The sequence below is a fragment of the Pontixanthobacter luteolus genome (assembly GCF_009828095.1).
GTDB classification, from domain to species: domain Bacteria; phylum Pseudomonadota; class Alphaproteobacteria; order Sphingomonadales; family Sphingomonadaceae; genus Pontixanthobacter; species Pontixanthobacter luteolus.
Window position 1 is genome coordinate 968,629 of the sequence record NZ_WTYP01000001.1, and the last position, 15,710, is coordinate 984,338.

The 15,710-nt window shown below is 58.6% G+C and carries 14 protein-coding genes; 10 read left to right on the top strand and 4 right to left on the bottom strand.

Annotated features, from left to right (window positions below; all coding sequences use genetic code 11):
- The first annotated feature begins 44 nt into the window (after positions 1-44).
- Positions 45-803, top strand: coding sequence for a class I SAM-dependent methyltransferase (locus tag GRI43_RS04600; RefSeq protein ID WP_160729882.1), 759 nt, complete (start codon positions 45-47; stop codon positions 801-803).
- On the opposite strand, the gene ppdK is transcribed toward GRI43_RS04600, so the two are convergent.
- The 3 genes from ppdK to GRI43_RS04615 all read right to left on the bottom strand — a co-directional run bounded on the left by ppdK (position 800) and on the right by GRI43_RS04615 (position 6,759).
- Positions 800-3,460, bottom strand: coding sequence for a pyruvate, phosphate dikinase (gene ppdK / locus GRI43_RS04605; RefSeq protein ID WP_160729883.1), 2,661 nt, complete (start codon positions 3,458-3,460; stop codon positions 800-802). The two genes, GRI43_RS04600 and ppdK, sit on opposite strands and share 4 nt — an antisense overlap.
- Positions 3,461-3,547: 87 nt before the next feature.
- On the bottom strand, positions 3,548-5,839 hold the full coding sequence (gene glyS, locus GRI43_RS04610) for a glycine--tRNA ligase subunit beta (RefSeq protein ID WP_160729884.1): 2,292 nt from the start codon (positions 5,837-5,839) through the stop codon (positions 3,548-3,550).
- The gene (locus GRI43_RS04615; RefSeq protein ID WP_160729885.1) at positions 5,836-6,759 is read right to left on the bottom strand and encodes a glycine--tRNA ligase subunit alpha; all 924 of its coding nucleotides are present in this window, start codon (positions 6,757-6,759) and stop codon (positions 5,836-5,838) included. The genes glyS and GRI43_RS04615 overlap by 4 nt, the downstream gene beginning before the upstream one ends.
- A gap of 160 nt (positions 6,760-6,919) precedes the next feature.
- Here GRI43_RS04615 and GRI43_RS04620 point away from each other — a divergent pair, with 160 nt between their 5' ends.
- The 9 genes from GRI43_RS04620 (at position 6,920) to GRI43_RS04660 (ending at position 14,536) form a co-directional block, all read left to right on the top strand.
- Positions 6,920-7,852 carry a TraB/GumN family protein gene (locus tag GRI43_RS04620; RefSeq protein ID WP_160729886.1) on the top strand — a complete coding sequence of 311 codons (933 nt, stop codon included), beginning with the start codon at positions 6,920-6,922 and terminating at the stop codon, positions 7,850-7,852.
- On the top strand, positions 7,849-8,769 hold the full coding sequence (locus GRI43_RS04625) for a TraB/GumN family protein (RefSeq protein ID WP_160729887.1): 921 nt from the start codon (positions 7,849-7,851) through the stop codon (positions 8,767-8,769). Before GRI43_RS04620 ends, GRI43_RS04625 begins: the two co-directional genes overlap by 4 nt.
- A 115-nt stretch (positions 8,770-8,884) precedes the next feature.
- Positions 8,885-9,571, top strand: a complete 687-nt coding sequence (locus tag GRI43_RS04630) for a 50S ribosomal protein L25/general stress protein Ctc (protein WP_160729888.1) — start codon at positions 8,885-8,887, stop codon at positions 9,569-9,571.
- Between the two features lie 107 nt (positions 9,572-9,678).
- Positions 9,679-10,248 carry an aminoacyl-tRNA hydrolase gene (gene pth, locus GRI43_RS04635; RefSeq protein ID WP_160729889.1) on the top strand — a complete coding sequence of 190 codons (570 nt, stop codon included), beginning with the start codon at positions 9,679-9,681 and terminating at the stop codon, positions 10,246-10,248.
- A gap of 38 nt (positions 10,249-10,286) precedes the next feature.
- Positions 10,287-11,282, top strand: coding sequence for an SDR family oxidoreductase (locus tag GRI43_RS04640; protein WP_160729890.1), 996 nt, complete (start codon positions 10,287-10,289; stop codon positions 11,280-11,282).
- A gap of 60 nt (positions 11,283-11,342) precedes the next feature.
- Positions 11,343-12,443, top strand: coding sequence for a redox-regulated ATPase YchF (gene ychF / locus GRI43_RS04645; protein WP_160729891.1), 1,101 nt, complete (start codon positions 11,343-11,345; stop codon positions 12,441-12,443).
- Between the two features lie 66 nt (positions 12,444-12,509).
- Positions 12,510-13,307 (top strand): DUF1206 domain-containing protein, encoded by a 798-nt coding sequence (locus GRI43_RS04650; protein ID WP_160729892.1) that lies wholly within the window; start codon positions 12,510-12,512, stop codon positions 13,305-13,307.
- The gene (locus GRI43_RS04655) at positions 13,304-14,053 is read left to right on the top strand and encodes a MauE/DoxX family redox-associated membrane protein (RefSeq protein WP_160729893.1); all 750 of its coding nucleotides are present in this window, start codon (positions 13,304-13,306) and stop codon (positions 14,051-14,053) included. The genes GRI43_RS04650 and GRI43_RS04655 overlap by 4 nt, the downstream gene beginning before the upstream one ends.
- Before the next feature lie 18 nt (positions 14,054-14,071).
- The gene (locus GRI43_RS04660) at positions 14,072-14,536 is read left to right on the top strand and encodes a MaoC family dehydratase (protein ID WP_160729894.1); all 465 of its coding nucleotides are present in this window, start codon (positions 14,072-14,074) and stop codon (positions 14,534-14,536) included.
- A 35-nt stretch (positions 14,537-14,571) separates the two neighbouring features.
- Here GRI43_RS04660 and yaaA read toward each other — a convergent pair whose 3' ends face one another.
- Complete coding sequence (yaaA, locus tag GRI43_RS04665) at positions 14,572-15,357, bottom strand: peroxide stress protein YaaA (protein WP_160729895.1); 786 nt, start codon at positions 15,355-15,357, stop codon at positions 14,572-14,574.
- Between the last annotated feature and the right edge of the window lie 353 nt (positions 15,358-15,710).

A 15,710-nucleotide genomic window follows, 5' to 3' on the forward strand; every position in this document is an offset into this window, starting at 1 on the left:
ATGACGTGCTTGCACGACGGCCGCAAGCTGGGCACGGGATAAAAATGGACTCACCCAATCCTCCCCGGATATTCTCGTCTGCACGGCGGTGTCAGGCCTTGCTTCGGGCACGCCAGCGTCAGAGCTCGAACCTGTCCGCCGCGCGGTATCTTCTGGAAGATGCAATTAGCGACATCGAAGACCGGCTGGACTTCACCCGGACAACGCCTGAACGCTCGCTGGTGATCGGGGATCCGACTGGCTCTCTGTCGCGTGCGCTTCAAGGACACGGGGAGGTCTTCGATATGCCGCCCGGCATGATCGACGAAGAGCGCCCGCTCCCACATCAGGAGCTCGACTTGCTGGTGCATCTCTTCGGTTTCGCGACAATCAACGATTTGCCGGGAGCGCTTCTTCATTCACGAGCCGCATTGCGAGCTGGTGGTATGTTGATTGCCTCATTCCCCGGCGCGGGAAGCCTGCAATCCTTACGATCAATAATGCTGGCGGCAGATGGCGAACGCCCGGCACCGCGCATTCATCCTTTGATCGATAACTCGGCCGCAGCATCCTTGCTCCAGCGGGCCGGGTTCACGCGGCAGGTGGTCGATAGCCATGTAATTACAGTTCGTTACAGCTCGCTGCGAACACTGGTTGCCGACTTGCGCGATCAAGGCCTTGCCAGCGTTCTTCGCCGCCCCGGACCGCCGCTGGATCGTGCGGCTATGGCACGGGCTGAAACGGCTTTCCGTGACCTTGCCGATGATCAGGGCAAGGTCACTGAGAAGTTTGAAATGCTGACCCTAACCGCCTGGAAATCCTAGCGAAGTGATGCCTGGGCCGCAGCAAGCCGGGCAATCGGAACGCGGTAGGGAGAGGCGCTGACATAGTCGAGCCCGACTTTTTCGCAGAAGCCGATACTGGCCGGATCGCCGCCATGTTCCCCGCAAATTCCCAGCTTGATATCGCCGCGAGTGGCGCGGCCACGTTCTGCCGCAAGTTCAACAAGCTGCCCCACCCCTTCGAGATCGAGGCTGACGAAGGGATCACGGGCGAAAATACCCTTGTCCACATACGGCCCCAAGAAACGGGCGGAATCGTCGCGTGATACCCCGAGCGTGGTCTGGGTCAGATCATTGGTCCCGAAGGAGAAGAAGCGCGCCTCTTCGGCAATTTCCCCGGCCATCAGCGCTGCCCGCGGCAATTCGATCATCGTCCCGACCATGTATTCAATTTCGGTGCCCTGCTCTGCGAACACTTCTGCGGCCACACGCTCCACCAGTGCGCGCAGGATTTGCAGCTCGCGGCGGGTGGCGACCAGCGGAATCATGACTTCTGGAACAGGTGCTTCTCCCGATGTTTTCGCGACTTCGCAGGCGGCTTCGAAGATAGCGCGGGCCTGCATCTCGTATATTTCGGGATAGGTAATGCCGAGGCGGCAGCCGCGATGGCCCAGCATCGGATTGAATTCATGCAATTCGCCAGCGCGCCGTTTCAGATAGTCCACGCTCAGGCCGACATTTTCTGCAAGCTCTTCAAATTCGCTGTCGCCGTGCGGCAGGAATTCGTGAAGTGGCGGATCGAGCAAGCGGATGGTGCACGGCAGCCCGACCATCACCTCGAAAATTTCGCGGAAGTCGGATCGCTGTTCCGGCAGCAGCTTGGCCAGCGCATCGCGCCGCCCGGCTTCGCTATCAGCCAGGATCATTTCGCGCACCGCACTGATACGGCCTGCTTCGAAGAACATATGCTCCGTCCGGCAAAGGCCGATACCCTCGGCTCCGAACTGGCGCGCCATGCGGCAATCGTTTGGCGTTTCCGCATTAGTGCGCACGCGCATACGGCGGTATTTGTCCGCCCATTCCATCAGTATGCCGAAATCACCGGCAAGCTCCGGTTCGATAGTCGCGACTTCACCGGCCATAACCTGACCATTGCTGCCGTCGAGGGTGAGCGTGTCGCCTTCTTTCAGTTCGCGATTTCCGATGCGGAGCGTTCGCGCCTTCATGTCGATCGAGACGGCGGATGCCCCCGATACGCATGGGCGGCCCATGCCGCGCGCAACCACCGCTGCGTGTGACGTCATGCCGCCGCGTGCGGTCAGGATACCCTTGGCAGCGTGCATACCGTGAATGTCTTCCGGGCTGGTTTCGACGCGGACAAGGATGACTTTCTCGCCGCCATGGGCGAGCTGTTCCGCCCTGTCGGCATCCAGCACGATCACGCCGCTGGCCGCACCCGGCGAAGCGGGCAACCCAGTGGTCAGAACGTCGCGCTTCGCATCAGGGTCGAGGGTCGGGTGGAGCAATTGGTCCAGAGCCATCGGATCGACCCGCAGGATCGCTTCCTTTTCCTCGACCAGACCTTCGCCGACCATATCGACCGCCATTTTCAGCGCCGCCTTGGCGGTACGCTTGCCCGAGCGGGTCTGGAGCATCCACAGCTTGCCGTCCTGCACCGTGAATTCGATGTCCTGCATGTCGCGGTAGTGTTTTTCGAGTAGATCGAATACATCGGCCAATTCGCTGTAGGCAGCAGGCATCGCCTCTTCCATGCTCAGAGGCTTGGCACCAGCAGCCTCGCGGGCGGCCTTGGTCAGATATTGCGGGGTGCGGATGCCGGCGACGACATCCTCCCCCTGGGCGTTGATCAGGTATTCGCCGTAATAGGCTTTCTCGCCGGTCGCAGGGTCGCGGGTAAAGGCAACGCCGGTCGCGCTGGTATCGCCCATATTGCCGAACACCATCGCCTGAACATTGACTGCGGTGCCCCATTCGGCGGGGATGTCGTTGAGCCGGCGATAAACTTTCGCCCGGTCGCTGTCCCAACTGTCGAACACGGCGGCGATTGCCCCCCACAATTGCTGGTTTACATCCTGCGGGAACGGGTGGCCCAGTTCCTGATCAACGATACCCTTGTATTCCGCGACGAGCGTTTGCCAGTCTTCAGCTTCCATCTCGGTATCGTTGTAGAAGCCCTTGTCTTCCTTGGCGATTTCGAGTGCTTCTTCAAACAATCCGTGATCCACGCCGAGCACAACGTCAGAATACATCTGGATGAAACGGCGATAGCTGTCCCACGCGAACCGGTCATCACCCGATGTGGCTGCAAGGCCGGCAACGGTCTTGTCGTTCAGACCCAGGTTCAGAACCGTGTCCATCATTCCGGGCATGGAAACCCGTGCGCCGGAACGGACCGATACCAGCAACGGATCACCGTTATCGCCCAGTGTCTTGCCGACTGTCTGTTCGACATGCTTCAGCGCATCGGCGACTGCAGCACGCAAATCATCAGAGAAATCAGACCCACCTGCCAGATAATCGACGCACTCTTCGGTCGTGATGGTGAAGCCCGGGGGCACCGGCAGCCCGATCTGGGCCATTTCGGCAAGGTTCGCGCCCTTCCCGCCGGTAACGGTCTTGTCCTTCTGTCGCGGGTCCGAATGGTCCGCTGATCCGCCGAATGTGTAAACCGTCTTCACGTCAGAAACTCCAAATTTGATGCGTTCTTTCCTATAGGCATTCCTACAGGATGGAACACATGGAACACTGTCCTTGGATGAAAGGTGCTACCCTTCGATTTTGCTGAAATCGGCGACCTGCTGCACCGCATTGCGGAACCGCGAAAGCAGGTCGAGCCGCGCTTTGCGCTTTGCAGGATCATCGTCATTCACGGTCACCTCGCCAAAGAACGCGTCGATCGGCGCGCGCAGGGTTGCCAGCGCAGTCATCGCGCCTTCGAAATCTTCGGCCCTGATGGATGCCGCAGCTTTCGGTGCGGCTTCATCCAGCGCTTCGATCAGCGCCTTTTCGGCTGCTTCCGGCGCGTAGGACAGCGACTTTTTCTTGGCCGCATCCAACTGAGCCTCGACAACCTCTTTCATCGCCGGATCATCGACCTGCGACAGCGGATCTTCCTCGCCGGTATGCGGCGGCTCCCCGTTCGCATCCCAACCTTCCTTCTTCAGGATATTGGCTGCGCGTTTGTATCCGGCGAGCAGGTTCGTGCCGTCTTCGGTGCCCATGAATGCCTGAAGCGCGTGGACGCGAGCAAGCAGGCCGACAAGGTCGTCCTCGCCTCCAAGCGCGAACACTGCGTCGATAAGGTCGTGACGGACGCCCGCTTCGCGCTGCTGGACCTTGAGGCGGTCGGCGAAGAAGTCGAGAAGGTCATACATATAGCCAACGTCGAGAGGAGCCTCCACCTCACCTCGGATTTCGGCCAGCGCATAATTGCCTTTAAAACCCTTGGGTTTGATGTCTGCTACTTCGCCGATCCAATCGTAAACATCACGGCGCCGATGGATCGCATCATCAATCCGATAGTGCGCGAGCAAATTGTTGATAATGAATAACTCGGCATCGTGTAGTTTGATGCGAACGGTATTGGCCATCAGAAGCCGGATGACACCCAACGCCGCTCTACGCAGTGCAAACGGGTCCTTCGATCCGGTGGGCATATCGCCCATCGCAAAAAAGCCTGAAAGAGTATCCAGCTTGTCCGCCAGGCTCACCGCTACTGTCACCGGCGCAGTCGGAACGTCGTCGCCCTGCCCTATCGGCTTGTAATGGTCGCGGATCGCGTCGGCGACGGCATCGGGCAGACCTTCTGCGCGGGCGTAGTAGCCGCCCATAAGGCCCTGTAATTCGGGAAATTCACCGACCATCTCGGTGACCAAATCGGCCTTGCATAGACGCGCTGCCTGCTCGGTCATGTCCGGATCGGCATCCTTGACAATGCCTTCTTCGACTAACCAGCGCGCCAGTTTCGCCACGCGGTCGACCTTGTCGGCAACTGTGCCAAGCTTTTCGTGAAACGTTATCCGCTCAAGGCCCTGCGCGTGCTTGGCGAGGGATTTCTTGCGGTCCACATCCCAGAAGAATTTCGCATCCGAAAGGCGCGCTGCGAGGACCTTGCGGTTGCCGTCGATGACAACGGCCGGGTCTTCAGCATCGATATTCGACGTGCAGATGAAGGCATTGGCGAGCTTGCCGTCCTTCTCGCACACGAAATATTTCTGGTTCACGCGTGCGGTCAGCTGGATGGTTTCCGGCGGCACTTCGAGGAAATCGTCCTCGAACCGGCCGAGCAGCGGAACGGGCCATTCGGTCAGACCAGCGTTCTCGATAACCAGACCTTCGTCTTCAACTAGGTCCAGCCCGGCATCGGCGGCCGCTTTAGCAGCGCCGCTGCGGATAATGGCCTGCCGTTCCTCATGGTCGACGATCACATGGCCAGCGCGCAGTTTCACGGCGTAGTCACCGGCATTGCCGATCGTGATGTCACCGGAATGGTGGAACCGGTGACCCAGCGTTACCGCGCCAGAGGTCACCCCGTGTGCCTCGCATTCGATGATCTGATCATCGAGCAGCGCGACGATGCCAGACAGCGGGCGAACCCAGCGCAGGCTTTCCGTGCTGATCGAAGCATCGCCCCAGCGCATTGATTTGGGCCAGCTGAAGTCGCGGATGATTGCCGCAATGGCGTCAGTCAAAACGTCCTTTACCGCCCTGCCCGGTGTTTCAATCACCGCGAAGTAGGTCGAGCGGCCTTTGACGTCACGCACTTCCAACTGGTCACGGGTGACGCCATTTTTGCGGCAGAAACCGTCGACGGCCTGGTCCGGCGCACCCTCTGGCGGGCCTTTCGCTTCTTCGCTTACGGCCTCGGTTTCCAGCGGCAGACTGCGTGCGATCAGCGCAAGGCGGCGCGGCGTCGACCATACGGTGACGTCGCCCACCGATACCCCGGCGCTATCCATTTCACGGCGAAACAGTTTCACCAGCTCAGCGCGCGCGCCGGCCTGCATCCGTGCAGGAATCTCTTCGCTACGCAGTTCGAGGAGGAAATCCGCGCTCATTTCGACCACTCCGGATATTTCTCGGCCCAAATGGGCGCTTCCTTTTCCATATGCGCTTCGCACGATCCGCGTGCCAGATCACGAACACGGGCCATGTAACTGGCGCGTTCCTGCACACTGATCACGCCGCGTGCCTGCAGCAGGTTGAAGATGTGGCTTGCCTCCACCGCCTGTTCATAGGCTGCGATAGGGACCTGATTTTCCAGTGCATTCTTGCACTCTGCCTCGGCCTTGTTGAACAGATCGAAAAGGGCGTCTGTGTCGGCCACTTCGAAGTTCCACTTGGACATCTGCTTCTCGTTCTCGAGAAACACCTCGCCGTAAGAAACACCGCGGCCGTTGAAGTCGAGGTCGTAAACATTGTCCACGCCCTGAATATACATGGCGAGCCGTTCGAGGCCGTAGGTCAGTTCGCCCGCAACGGGTTTGCAGTCAAAGCCGCCCATCTGCTGGAAATAGGTGAACTGGGTAACTTCCATACCGTCACACCAGACTTCCCAGCCCAGTCCCCACGCGCCGAGCGTAGGCGATTCCCAGTCATCTTCGACAAAGCGGATGTCATGCTTCAGCGGATCGATCCCGATCACTTCCAGGCTTTTCAGGTACAGGTCCTGAATATCCGGCGGGCTGGGTTTCAGGATCACCTGATACTGATAATAATGCTGCAACCGGTTGGGATTTTCGCCGTAGCGGCCATCTGTCGGGCGGCGGCAAGGCTGCACGAATGCCGCATTCCACGGCTCCGGCCCTAGCGCGCGCAGGGTGGTGGCCGTGTGGAAAGTGCCCGCCCCCATCCTCATGTCGTAAGGCTGGAGGATTAGGCAGCCATTTGCACTCCAGAAATCATGGAGCGCGAGGATCATATCCTGAAACGATTTCGCCGGATTACGGGCCGGCACAGTGGGTGCATTCGTCGCCATGCGCGGGGCTTTGGCGCAAGCCCCGTGACGCGTCAATGCCGCAGCGCAGCATACCCACTCTGACAAAGCCCGTCGGGATCTTTTTACCGTCGCAACAGGTCGCGGCTTGCGCTAGGCCGGGCAGACTTGCCGAACCATCGCAGAATGCAAAAGGGTAAACGTGATCAGGAACTTCAGGCTCAATTGCATTCTCCCCTGCCTGCTGGGGATCGCCCTGACGGCGCCAGGCTGCACGCCCACCGGCGATATGGGTGCCCTGCCCCCTGCGGATCAGGCGCCCAATCAGGTGGTAGCTCAGGCTCCGGCTCTCTGGAGAGTGGCGGATGAGGACACCACGGTTTATCTTTTCGGGACGGTCCACATCCTTCCCAAAGGCGTAGACTGGTTCAAAGACGATATCGCCGACGCTCTCGCTTCTTCTGATGCTCTGGTGACAGAGATTTATGTAACTGAAGATGAAAAGCCGCTTGTTGCCAAAGCTTTCATGACGAGCGGCACTCTTCCCGCAGGTGAGAACCTGCGGGACATGATGAGTCCCGATGCCCGACTGCAATATGAGTTGGCACTGAAGAAGCTCAGCATGCCGCTCAGCGCATTTGACAGGTACGAACCATGGTACGCTGCGCTAAACTTGTCACTGATCCCGCTGTTTCAGCAGGGTTATACCGATCGGGCCGGGGTCGAAAGCGTGATCGAGGCGAAAGCGGCAGGTAAAAAGCGTATCCAGCTGGAATCATATCGGTATCAGGCAGAAATGCTGGACGGGCTGCCGTTCGATAGTCAGCTGCGATATCTGGCATCGGTTGCAGGCGATATCGATGCGATCGTTCCCACGCTGGACCAACTGGTGCTGGAATGGGCGAGCGGCGACACCGAGGGCATCGATGCCCTGATGAACGTTGATTACGGCGACGATGTGTTGGCAGACGCTCTGTTTGCATCTCGCAACCGCAAATGGGCGGCGTGGATCGATGAGCGGCTCGACACGCCCGGCACAGTCTTTGTCGCGGTTGGCGCTGGTCATCTGGCCGGTGACAAGAGTGTCCAGGCCGTGCTGGCCCAGCGCGGTATCAAAACGGTTCGATTACAATGATCGGTCGATCCATCGTCCTGCGCCTCTACCAACGCCTGAAAACGAACAAGCGCACTGCCGCATTGGTTTTTCTGCCAATCCTGCTGGCATCTTGTTCGCAGCGCGATGATGGGCTGGAACCGGCAGATGCATCGCCCGCGCTGTGGCTTGTCGAAAATGGTGAAGGCGAGACAGAAGGCTGGTTGTTCGGCACAATCCACGCCTTGCCTGATGATGTCCGGTGGCAAACTCCGGCATTGCGCGATGCATTGCGGCAATCAGTCGCCATCGCGCTGGAGATATCGGCAGATGACCAGGCCAGACTTCCGGAGATTTTCGGAACACTTGCCGCAACTCCCGGCTTGCCGCCCCTGCATGAACGCGTTGATCCTGCACGGCGCGCTGCGCTGCAAGAGCTTCTCGATGACGCAAATTATCGCAGCTCCGATTTCACGGCGACGGAGACATGGGCTGCGGCTTTGACCTTGGCCAGCGCTTCCAGTTCCGGTGAATATGCAAATGGTGTCGACAGGGCTCTTTCCGGACAGGTCGGTCGCCATCTGATACTGGAAGGCGCGGCAAACCAGCTGTCCATTTTCGACAGCCTGCCAGAGGCAGACCAACGCGACCTGCTGCAAGCGATCATTGACGATCATTCCGCCGCGGCATCGGATGACGAGATTGATCTGGTCACCGCATGGCTGGCGGGCGACATGGAAGGCATCGCGCTGGAAACGAACCAAGGCATGCTTGCCGATCCGGAACTGCGGGCTGCTCTGCTTGTAAACCGCAATCGTGACTGGGCAGACAAGGTGGACGGGTGGATGCAGCAGGAGGGTCCGATTACCGTTGCCGCCGGTGCCGCACACATGGCCGGTCCGGACGGGCTACCAACCCTGCTGCGGGACAAAGGTTACGCGGTTCGCCGCGTGCAATAGGCGCTTTTGCTTGCCATTCGCGCCACTCAGGCATATAGGCGCGCGCTTCCGGCTGTGGTCATCCCTGGAGGTGCGGCGCGGAAGAACACTATAATGCATTTCGAAAGGCAATATTATGAGCGACGCTCTTACCCTGCCGGCCGAGACGCGCGAACGGGCTGGCAAGGGAGCCTCCCGTGCACTGCGTCGCGATGGCCGTGTACCCGCTGTGATTTACGGCGGTAAGGAAGAACCAATCACGATCCACGTCGAGGGCAAGGAGCTGGTGAAACAGCTCATGACCGGACACTTCATGAACTCGATCGTCATGATCGAAGTCGGCAAGGAAAAGTTCCGTACCATTCCCAAGGACGTAGCTTTCCACCCGGTTACAGATCGCCCGATGCACGCGGATTTCCTGCGCCTGTCGAAGGACTCGAAGATCGACGTCGCCATCCCTGTTGTCTTCATCAACGAAGAAGCATCGCCAGGCCTCAAGAAGGGCGGCGTTCTCAACGTGGTCCGTCACGAACTGGAACTGGTTTGCGAAGCAGACAAGATCCCGTCGGAAATCGAAATCGACGTTACCGGCAAGGAAGTCGGCGATTCGATCCACATCAGCGAGATCAAACTGCCTGAAGGTTCCGAGAGCGCAATCACCGACCGTGATTACACCATCGCAACCCTCGTCGCTCCTTCGGCTCTCAAGAAATCCGAAGGCGAAGGCCAGACTGGCGAAGACATGGAAGCTGGCGAAACCGCCGCTACCGAGCAAGGCCCAGACGCCGATGCTGCTCAGGAACAGGAAGACAAGAGCGAGTAATCGCCCGGTTTTCTTACCAGTAATTTCCCAGTGGGAAATCAGGACGCCGGCCCACGAAAGTGCGGCCGGCGTTTTGTTTTTGGAACACCAATGGTTAGGGAATGACGATGCAGATTTGGGCAGGCCTTGGAAATCCCGGTCCGGGATACACGATGCACCGGCACAATGTCGGCTTCATGGCGGTAGACGTGATCGCCGAAATGCACGGCTTTGGCCCGGTCCAGAAGAAGTTTTCGGGTTGGACGCAGGAAGGCCGGATCGGCAACGAAAAGATCCTGCTTCTCAAGCCGGCAACCTTCATGAACGAAAGCGGCCGCGCAGTTTCCGAGGCCATACGTTTCTACAAGTTGGAACCGGACGCCCTCACCGTATTCCACGATGAGCTCGACCTTGCCCCCTTCAAGGTAAAGGTAAAGCGCGGCGGGGGCCATGCCGGGCATAACGGACTGCGTTCGATCGACAGCCACCTTGGCCCTGATTTCCGGCGCGTCCGGATTGGGATCGGCCATCCCGGGCACAAGGACCGGGTGCACGGCCACGTACTCGGGAACTATACGAAGGCCGAGACACCCGATCTTGTCGACATGCTCGGCGCTATCGGCGCGGAGGCCGAATGGCTCGTAAATGGCGATGATGCGCGTTTCATGAGCGAAGTGGCGCTGCGAATGCAGAATTAATCTGCTATCAGTGCTGTGAAACCTACAGGAGAATTGCAATGCCAACCATGAACCGCCGGACCTTGCTTGGCGCAGCAGCCGCAACCACCGCATTTACCGCGACAGCGGCATTGTCGAAGCCGGACCTGGTACCTCCTGCATTGGGCATGGCCGGCAAATCCGTGCTGATTACCGGCTGTTCATCCGGTTTTGGCCGTCTGACAGCTGAAGATTTCGCGCGCAGGGGTGCAAAGGTATTTGCAACGATGCGAAATCTGCCGCGGCAAGAGGCTGAGGAATTACGGCAAATCGCAGAGGATGACGGGCTCGATATTCACATCATCGAGATCGACGTCACCAGTGATGAGCAAGTGGCGGCGGGCGTGGCAGAGGCTGAGCGGATCAATGGCGGCGCGCTGGATGTGCTGATCAACAATGCCGGGATATCGACTGCGGGGCCGATTGAAATTCAGGACATGGAAGCGACAAAGCTGATGTTTGAGACCAACGTATTTGGTCCGCACCGGATGATGCGCGCGGCCCTGCCCGCCATGCGCGCTGCCAAGTCCGGCCAGATATTCAACGTCACATCACAATTGGGCCGCGTGATGCTGCCTGGCTTCGGCCAATATTCTCCAACCAAATTCGCGCTGGAGGCGATGAGCGAGCAGATCGCGTATGAACTCGTCCAGCACAATATCGACGTGACGATTATCGAGCCTGGCGGTTACCCCACCAAGATCTGGGCCAATGCCAATGCGCTGACGGAAAAGCTCCTCAGCCGGGCAGACCCGGTACATCTGGACGGTTACACCGCGATGGTCGATCAGCTGCGTGCTGGCGGAAATACCGGCGGTGATACCGATCCGGCCGATGTACCGCGTGCAATTGCGGAAATTATCGCCATGCCCGCCGGAACCCGCCCATTGCGCAAGGAAGTCCACCCCGGTGCAAAGCCGCAGATGGCGATCAACAAAGTCTGCGCCGAAGTGCAAGTCGGATGGCTGGGGGAATCGCCCTATGGTCCGTGGATCAGGGCTGTCCATCACGCATAGGCTGGTCAAGCGCCGCTTGCGCCGCTAAGCGCGCGGCATATTCATATACCGGAGTTTACGATGGGTTTCCGTTGCGGGATCGTCGGGCTGCCCAATGTCGGCAAGTCCACACTTTTTAATGCATTGACCGAGACGCAGGCCGCGCAGGCTGCGAACTATCCGTTCTGCACAATCGAGCCAAACGTCGGACAGGTTTCCGTGCCTGACGTACGTCTCGACAAAATCGCCGCGATTGCCGGGAGCGCGAAAGTCATCCCGACGCAGCTGGCGTTCGTCGACATCGCGGGCCTCGTGAAAGGTGCGAGCCAGGGCGAAGGCCTTGGCAATCAGTTCCTCGGCAATATCCGCGAAGTCGATGCGATCGTCCACGTTCTCCGCTGCTTTGAAGATGACGACATCCAGCACGTCAGCAACAAGGTTGATCCGCTGACCGATGCCGAAGTTGTCGAAACCGAGCTGATGCTTTCGGACCTCGAAAGCCTCGAAAAACGCGTTCCCAATGCCCAAAAGCGTGCGACCGGCGGTGACAAGGAGGCCAAGATCATGGCCAGCGTCCTTGGCCAGGCTCTGGAACTTCTGCGCGACGGCAAGCCCGCCCGGCTGACCGAACCCAAGGATGACGAAGAAGCACGCGTATTCGCGCAGGCACAGCTGCTGACTGCCAAACCGGTCCTGTATGTCTGCAATGTCGCTGAAGAAGACGCCGCGACCGGCAACGATCTATCCGCGCTGGTATTCGACAAGGCCGAACGCGAAGGCGCCCAGGCGGTTGTCGTGTCGGCTGCGATCGAGGCTGAACTTGTGACGATGGAACCAGAAGATCGCGGCGAATATCTCGCTGAACTCGGTCTTGAGGAAAGCGGCCTCACCCGGGTAATCCGCGCGGGCTATGAACTGCTTCATCTGCAAACCTTCTTCACCGCAGGCCCCAAGGAAACCCGCGCCTGGACCTTCCCGGCCGGCGCGAAAGCACCACAGGCTGCCGGCGAAATTCATACCGATTTCGAGAAGGGTTTCATCCGCGCGGAGACGATCGCCTATGCCGACTATGTCGAGCTTGGCGGTGAAAGCGCCGCGCGCGATGCCGGTAAGCTGCGTCAGGAAGGCAAGGAATACCTTGTGCAAGACGGCGATGTGATGATGTTCAAGTTCAACGTCTGATCGCTTAGCAAATTTCTCGGCACCTTTTGGCCGTCCGCCTGTTGGTCACACAACAAGGGGATTGCCGTGATCGATAAATCTGAAAAATTTAGCTGGCTGGTACGTATTGGGTATCTGAGCCGCGCCATACTTTATTCGGTTCTTGGCCTGATTGCGCTGACCAGCGCAGGCAAGATCAGCCAAGGCACCAATGGTATTTTCAAGGCGGTTGAAGATTTTCCTGCCGGAACCGCAATTCTGTGGCTCATGGTTATCGGGCTCTTTGCCTATGCACTGTTCCGCTTCGCTTCGACGGTTTTCGACATTGAGAACAACGGTTCGGACAAAAAAGGCTGGGCCAAGCGCATCGGCCATGCGGGCAGCGCAATCGGCCACCTCGCCCTCGCCTATTCGGCATACCAGTTTGCCAGCAGCGGGAAGGCTTCGGCCGGCGGCGCGCAAGAGGCAGCATCCGGCGTACTGTCTGTCGAATTCGGCGGCATTGTGCTCGGTCTTCTAGGCCTCGCTTTCCTCGGCACCGCGTTCTTCCAGGCGAAGAAGGGTCTGACCGGCGAATTCATGCACCGCATCAGCGCACAGGCGCCAAATGCAACGCGCTGGCTTGGCGGAGTGGGTTATGCCGCGCGCGGTGTCGTTTACGCAATCATCGGCTGGTCGCTGATCAATGCAGGGTTTCTTTCCGGCGGATCCGACAAGGTCAAGACACTCGGCGATGCGGTTGCGTCGCTTGCGGGTGAAGGCATCGTCTTCACTCTCACGGCACTGGGCCTGCTGCTGTTCGGATTGTTTAGCCTGGTTCTTGCCCGCTACCGGATTATTCCGCAGCTTGATTCCGGCGGCAAGGTCCCCAGCTTCCGGGCATGAACAAAGCTCGCCAATCTGCGAAATTGTACCGCATGATGATGGACAAACACGTCTGTCCCTACGGTATCAAATCCAAATGGCTGCTTGAACGCAAAGGCTACACGGTCGAGGATCACCCCCTCACCTCCCGCGAAGAAACCGATGCGTTCAAGAAAGAATACGGCGTGTCCACCACTCCGCAGGCCTTCATCGGTGATGAACGGATTGGCGGATACACGGATTTGCGTGCGCATTTTGGCAATCCTGTGCCGGACAGTGGGGCGACCAGTTACAAGCCTGTGATCGCAGTGTTTGCGGTGGGCCTTGCGCTGGCTGTCTCGCTCAGCCTCTTTAGCTTCGGGCAAGTGCTAACGGTCAGAACAGGCGAGTGGTTTGTCGCTTTCTCCATGGCCATGCTCGCCATGCTGAAGCTGCAGGATGTCGAAAAGTTTTCGAGCATGTTCCTAGGCTACGATCTGCTGGCCAAGAGGTTTGTGCCCTATGCCTATGCCTATCCTTTTCTGGAGGCGCTTGCGGCGGTGCTGATGGCGGGCCGGCAGCTTCCGTGGCTTTCGATACCGGTTGCATTCTTCATCGGCACGATCGGCGCCGCGTCGGTGATCTATGCGGTCTATATCCAGAAACGCGATATCAAATGCGCCTGTGTCGGCGGCAGCGCCAGCGTGCCGCTGGGCTTTGTTTCGTTGACAGAAAATCTAGCAATGATGGGTATGGCGATCTGGATGCTGCTTCGTTACGGCGTTTAGAAAATGCCAGGAGAGCCAATGCTGTATTTTGAGGATATCGAAGTCGGGTCAAAGCAAGAGTACGGCAATTACGAAGTCACCCTCGAGGAGGTGACACAGTTTGCCGAGATGTACGACCCGCAGCCATTCCATCTTGACAACGACGCGGCGGCAAAAACCCATTTCGGCAAGATATCGGCCAGCGGTTGGCATACCTGCGCGATGACCATGCGGATGATGGTCGACAATATGAAGGTCCACAAACAGGCTGGGCTCGGATCGCCGGGTGTGGATCAGCTGCGCTGGAAAAAGCCGGTATATCCGGGCGACACATTGCGCGTCGAGACTGAAGTCCTCGAAAAACGGCGCAGCAAATCGCGGCGCGAAATGGGTATTTTCAAATCGCGCGGGGTGACATTGAACCAGAACGGCGAAGTGGTGCTGGAGATGATCTCGAACGGGCTGATCCAGGTCCGCGACCCAGATGCACCCATCGAAGACTAGCGCGCCGGGTTATCGGCGGCACGCCGCCAGCCGGATTACTTCTTCACCGGCGGCTGTTTGCGAGTGAATACGAGTTCCTCTGCGCTGGATGCCTTGGCATCGAAAGCGTATCCCTCAGCGTCGAAATTCTTCAGATCATTCGCGCGTTCGATCCGGTTTTCCATGATCCAGCGCGCCATCAATCCGCGGGCGAACTTCACGTGATACATCAGCCGCCGTGCTTCCCCGTCCTTCACGTTAAGGAACGACGCGATGATGACCCGGCCCGGCAATGCCGACGTGTCGACAGCCTTGAAATACTCGTTCGACGCTAGGTTCACGATGGTTTGATCGGCATGGCCGGATAGATCATTCTCCAGCGCCTCGCCGATCCGGCTGCCCCAGAAATCATACAGCGACTGGCCGCGCGGGTTTTTCATCTTCGTGCCCATTTCCAGACGGTATGGCTGGATGGCATCCATCGGGCGCAGCAAGCCGTAGAGGCCGGACAATATCCGCAGATGATCCTGCGCATAGGATAGGGTTTCCTGGCCGAGGGTTTTCGCATCCAGCCCCCAATAGACATCGCCATCGAATGTCAGCCCGGCAGCTTTCGCAGAATTGCTGCGGCCTTCCAGATCGAACGCCTTGAACCGCTCGGCGTTCAGTTCTGCCAGCTTGTCCGAAATCCGCATCAGTTTCTTCAGATCGGCTGCCGATTGCTTCTTCGCGACACGGGCAATTTCACGCGTGTCATCGGTCAGGCGCGGGCTGGTGACGTCCAGCTCCGGCGTGGTCTCATCAAAATTGAGCTTCTTGGCGGGCGAAAGCAGAGTCAGCATTGGTGACTAATTCCTCAAAATTGGATGCACTGCGGCAATCGCGAAGGATGCGGTGCGTGTATGGCCACGAAACAGCCTGAACGTTTGGAAGACAACCCGTCAGCCTCCGAAATGCTCAGCTGTTTTGATTGACTCTCCTACTCCTCCAGTCGCACGACAGTTCCCAATGGAGGCAAAAACCGCAGACCACGCTTGCCGCAGAGCCTAACGCCGCACGTACAGCTTCTCAACGTCCTCCATCGAAAGTTTGACCAAAGTCGAGACGTAAACGGCGCACGATCTGGACCAGCGTTTCCCGGATTTGGCCAAAGTCTGGTTTCAAGCAATGCGAAGCGGAGCTGCTACATCTGATT

What these genes read in the sequence shown, in the direction of transcription:
- pth (WP_160729889.1), top strand. Translation starts at nt 9,679, where the DNA reads ATGCAGATTTGGGCAGGCCTTGGAAATCCCGGTCCGGGATACACGATG.
- GRI43_RS04655 (WP_160729893.1), top strand. Translation starts at nt 13,304, where the DNA reads ATGAACAAAGCTCGCCAATCTGCGAAATTGTACCGCATGATGATGGAC.
- ychF (WP_160729891.1), top strand. Translation starts at nt 11,343, where the DNA reads ATGGGTTTCCGTTGCGGGATCGTCGGGCTGCCCAATGTCGGCAAGTCC.
- GRI43_RS04600 (WP_160729882.1), top strand. Translation starts at nt 45, where the DNA reads ATGGACTCACCCAATCCTCCCCGGATATTCTCGTCTGCACGGCGGTGT.
- yaaA (WP_160729895.1), bottom strand. Translation starts at nt 15,357, where the DNA reads ATGCTGACTCTGCTTTCGCCCGCCAAGAAGCTCAATTTTGATGAGACC.
- GRI43_RS04660 (WP_160729894.1), top strand. Translation starts at nt 14,072, where the DNA reads ATGCTGTATTTTGAGGATATCGAAGTCGGGTCAAAGCAAGAGTACGGC.
- GRI43_RS04625 (WP_160729887.1), top strand. Translation starts at nt 7,849, where the DNA reads ATGATCGGTCGATCCATCGTCCTGCGCCTCTACCAACGCCTGAAAACG.
- glyS (WP_160729884.1), bottom strand. Translation starts at nt 5,839, where the DNA reads ATGAGCGCGGATTTCCTCCTCGAACTGCGTAGCGAAGAGATTCCTGCA.
- GRI43_RS04615 (WP_160729885.1), bottom strand. Translation starts at nt 6,759, where the DNA reads ATGGCGACGAATGCACCCACTGTGCCGGCCCGTAATCCGGCGAAATCG.
- GRI43_RS04630 (WP_160729888.1), top strand. Translation starts at nt 8,885, where the DNA reads ATGAGCGACGCTCTTACCCTGCCGGCCGAGACGCGCGAACGGGCTGGC.
- GRI43_RS04640 (WP_160729890.1), top strand. Translation starts at nt 10,287, where the DNA reads ATGCCAACCATGAACCGCCGGACCTTGCTTGGCGCAGCAGCCGCAACC.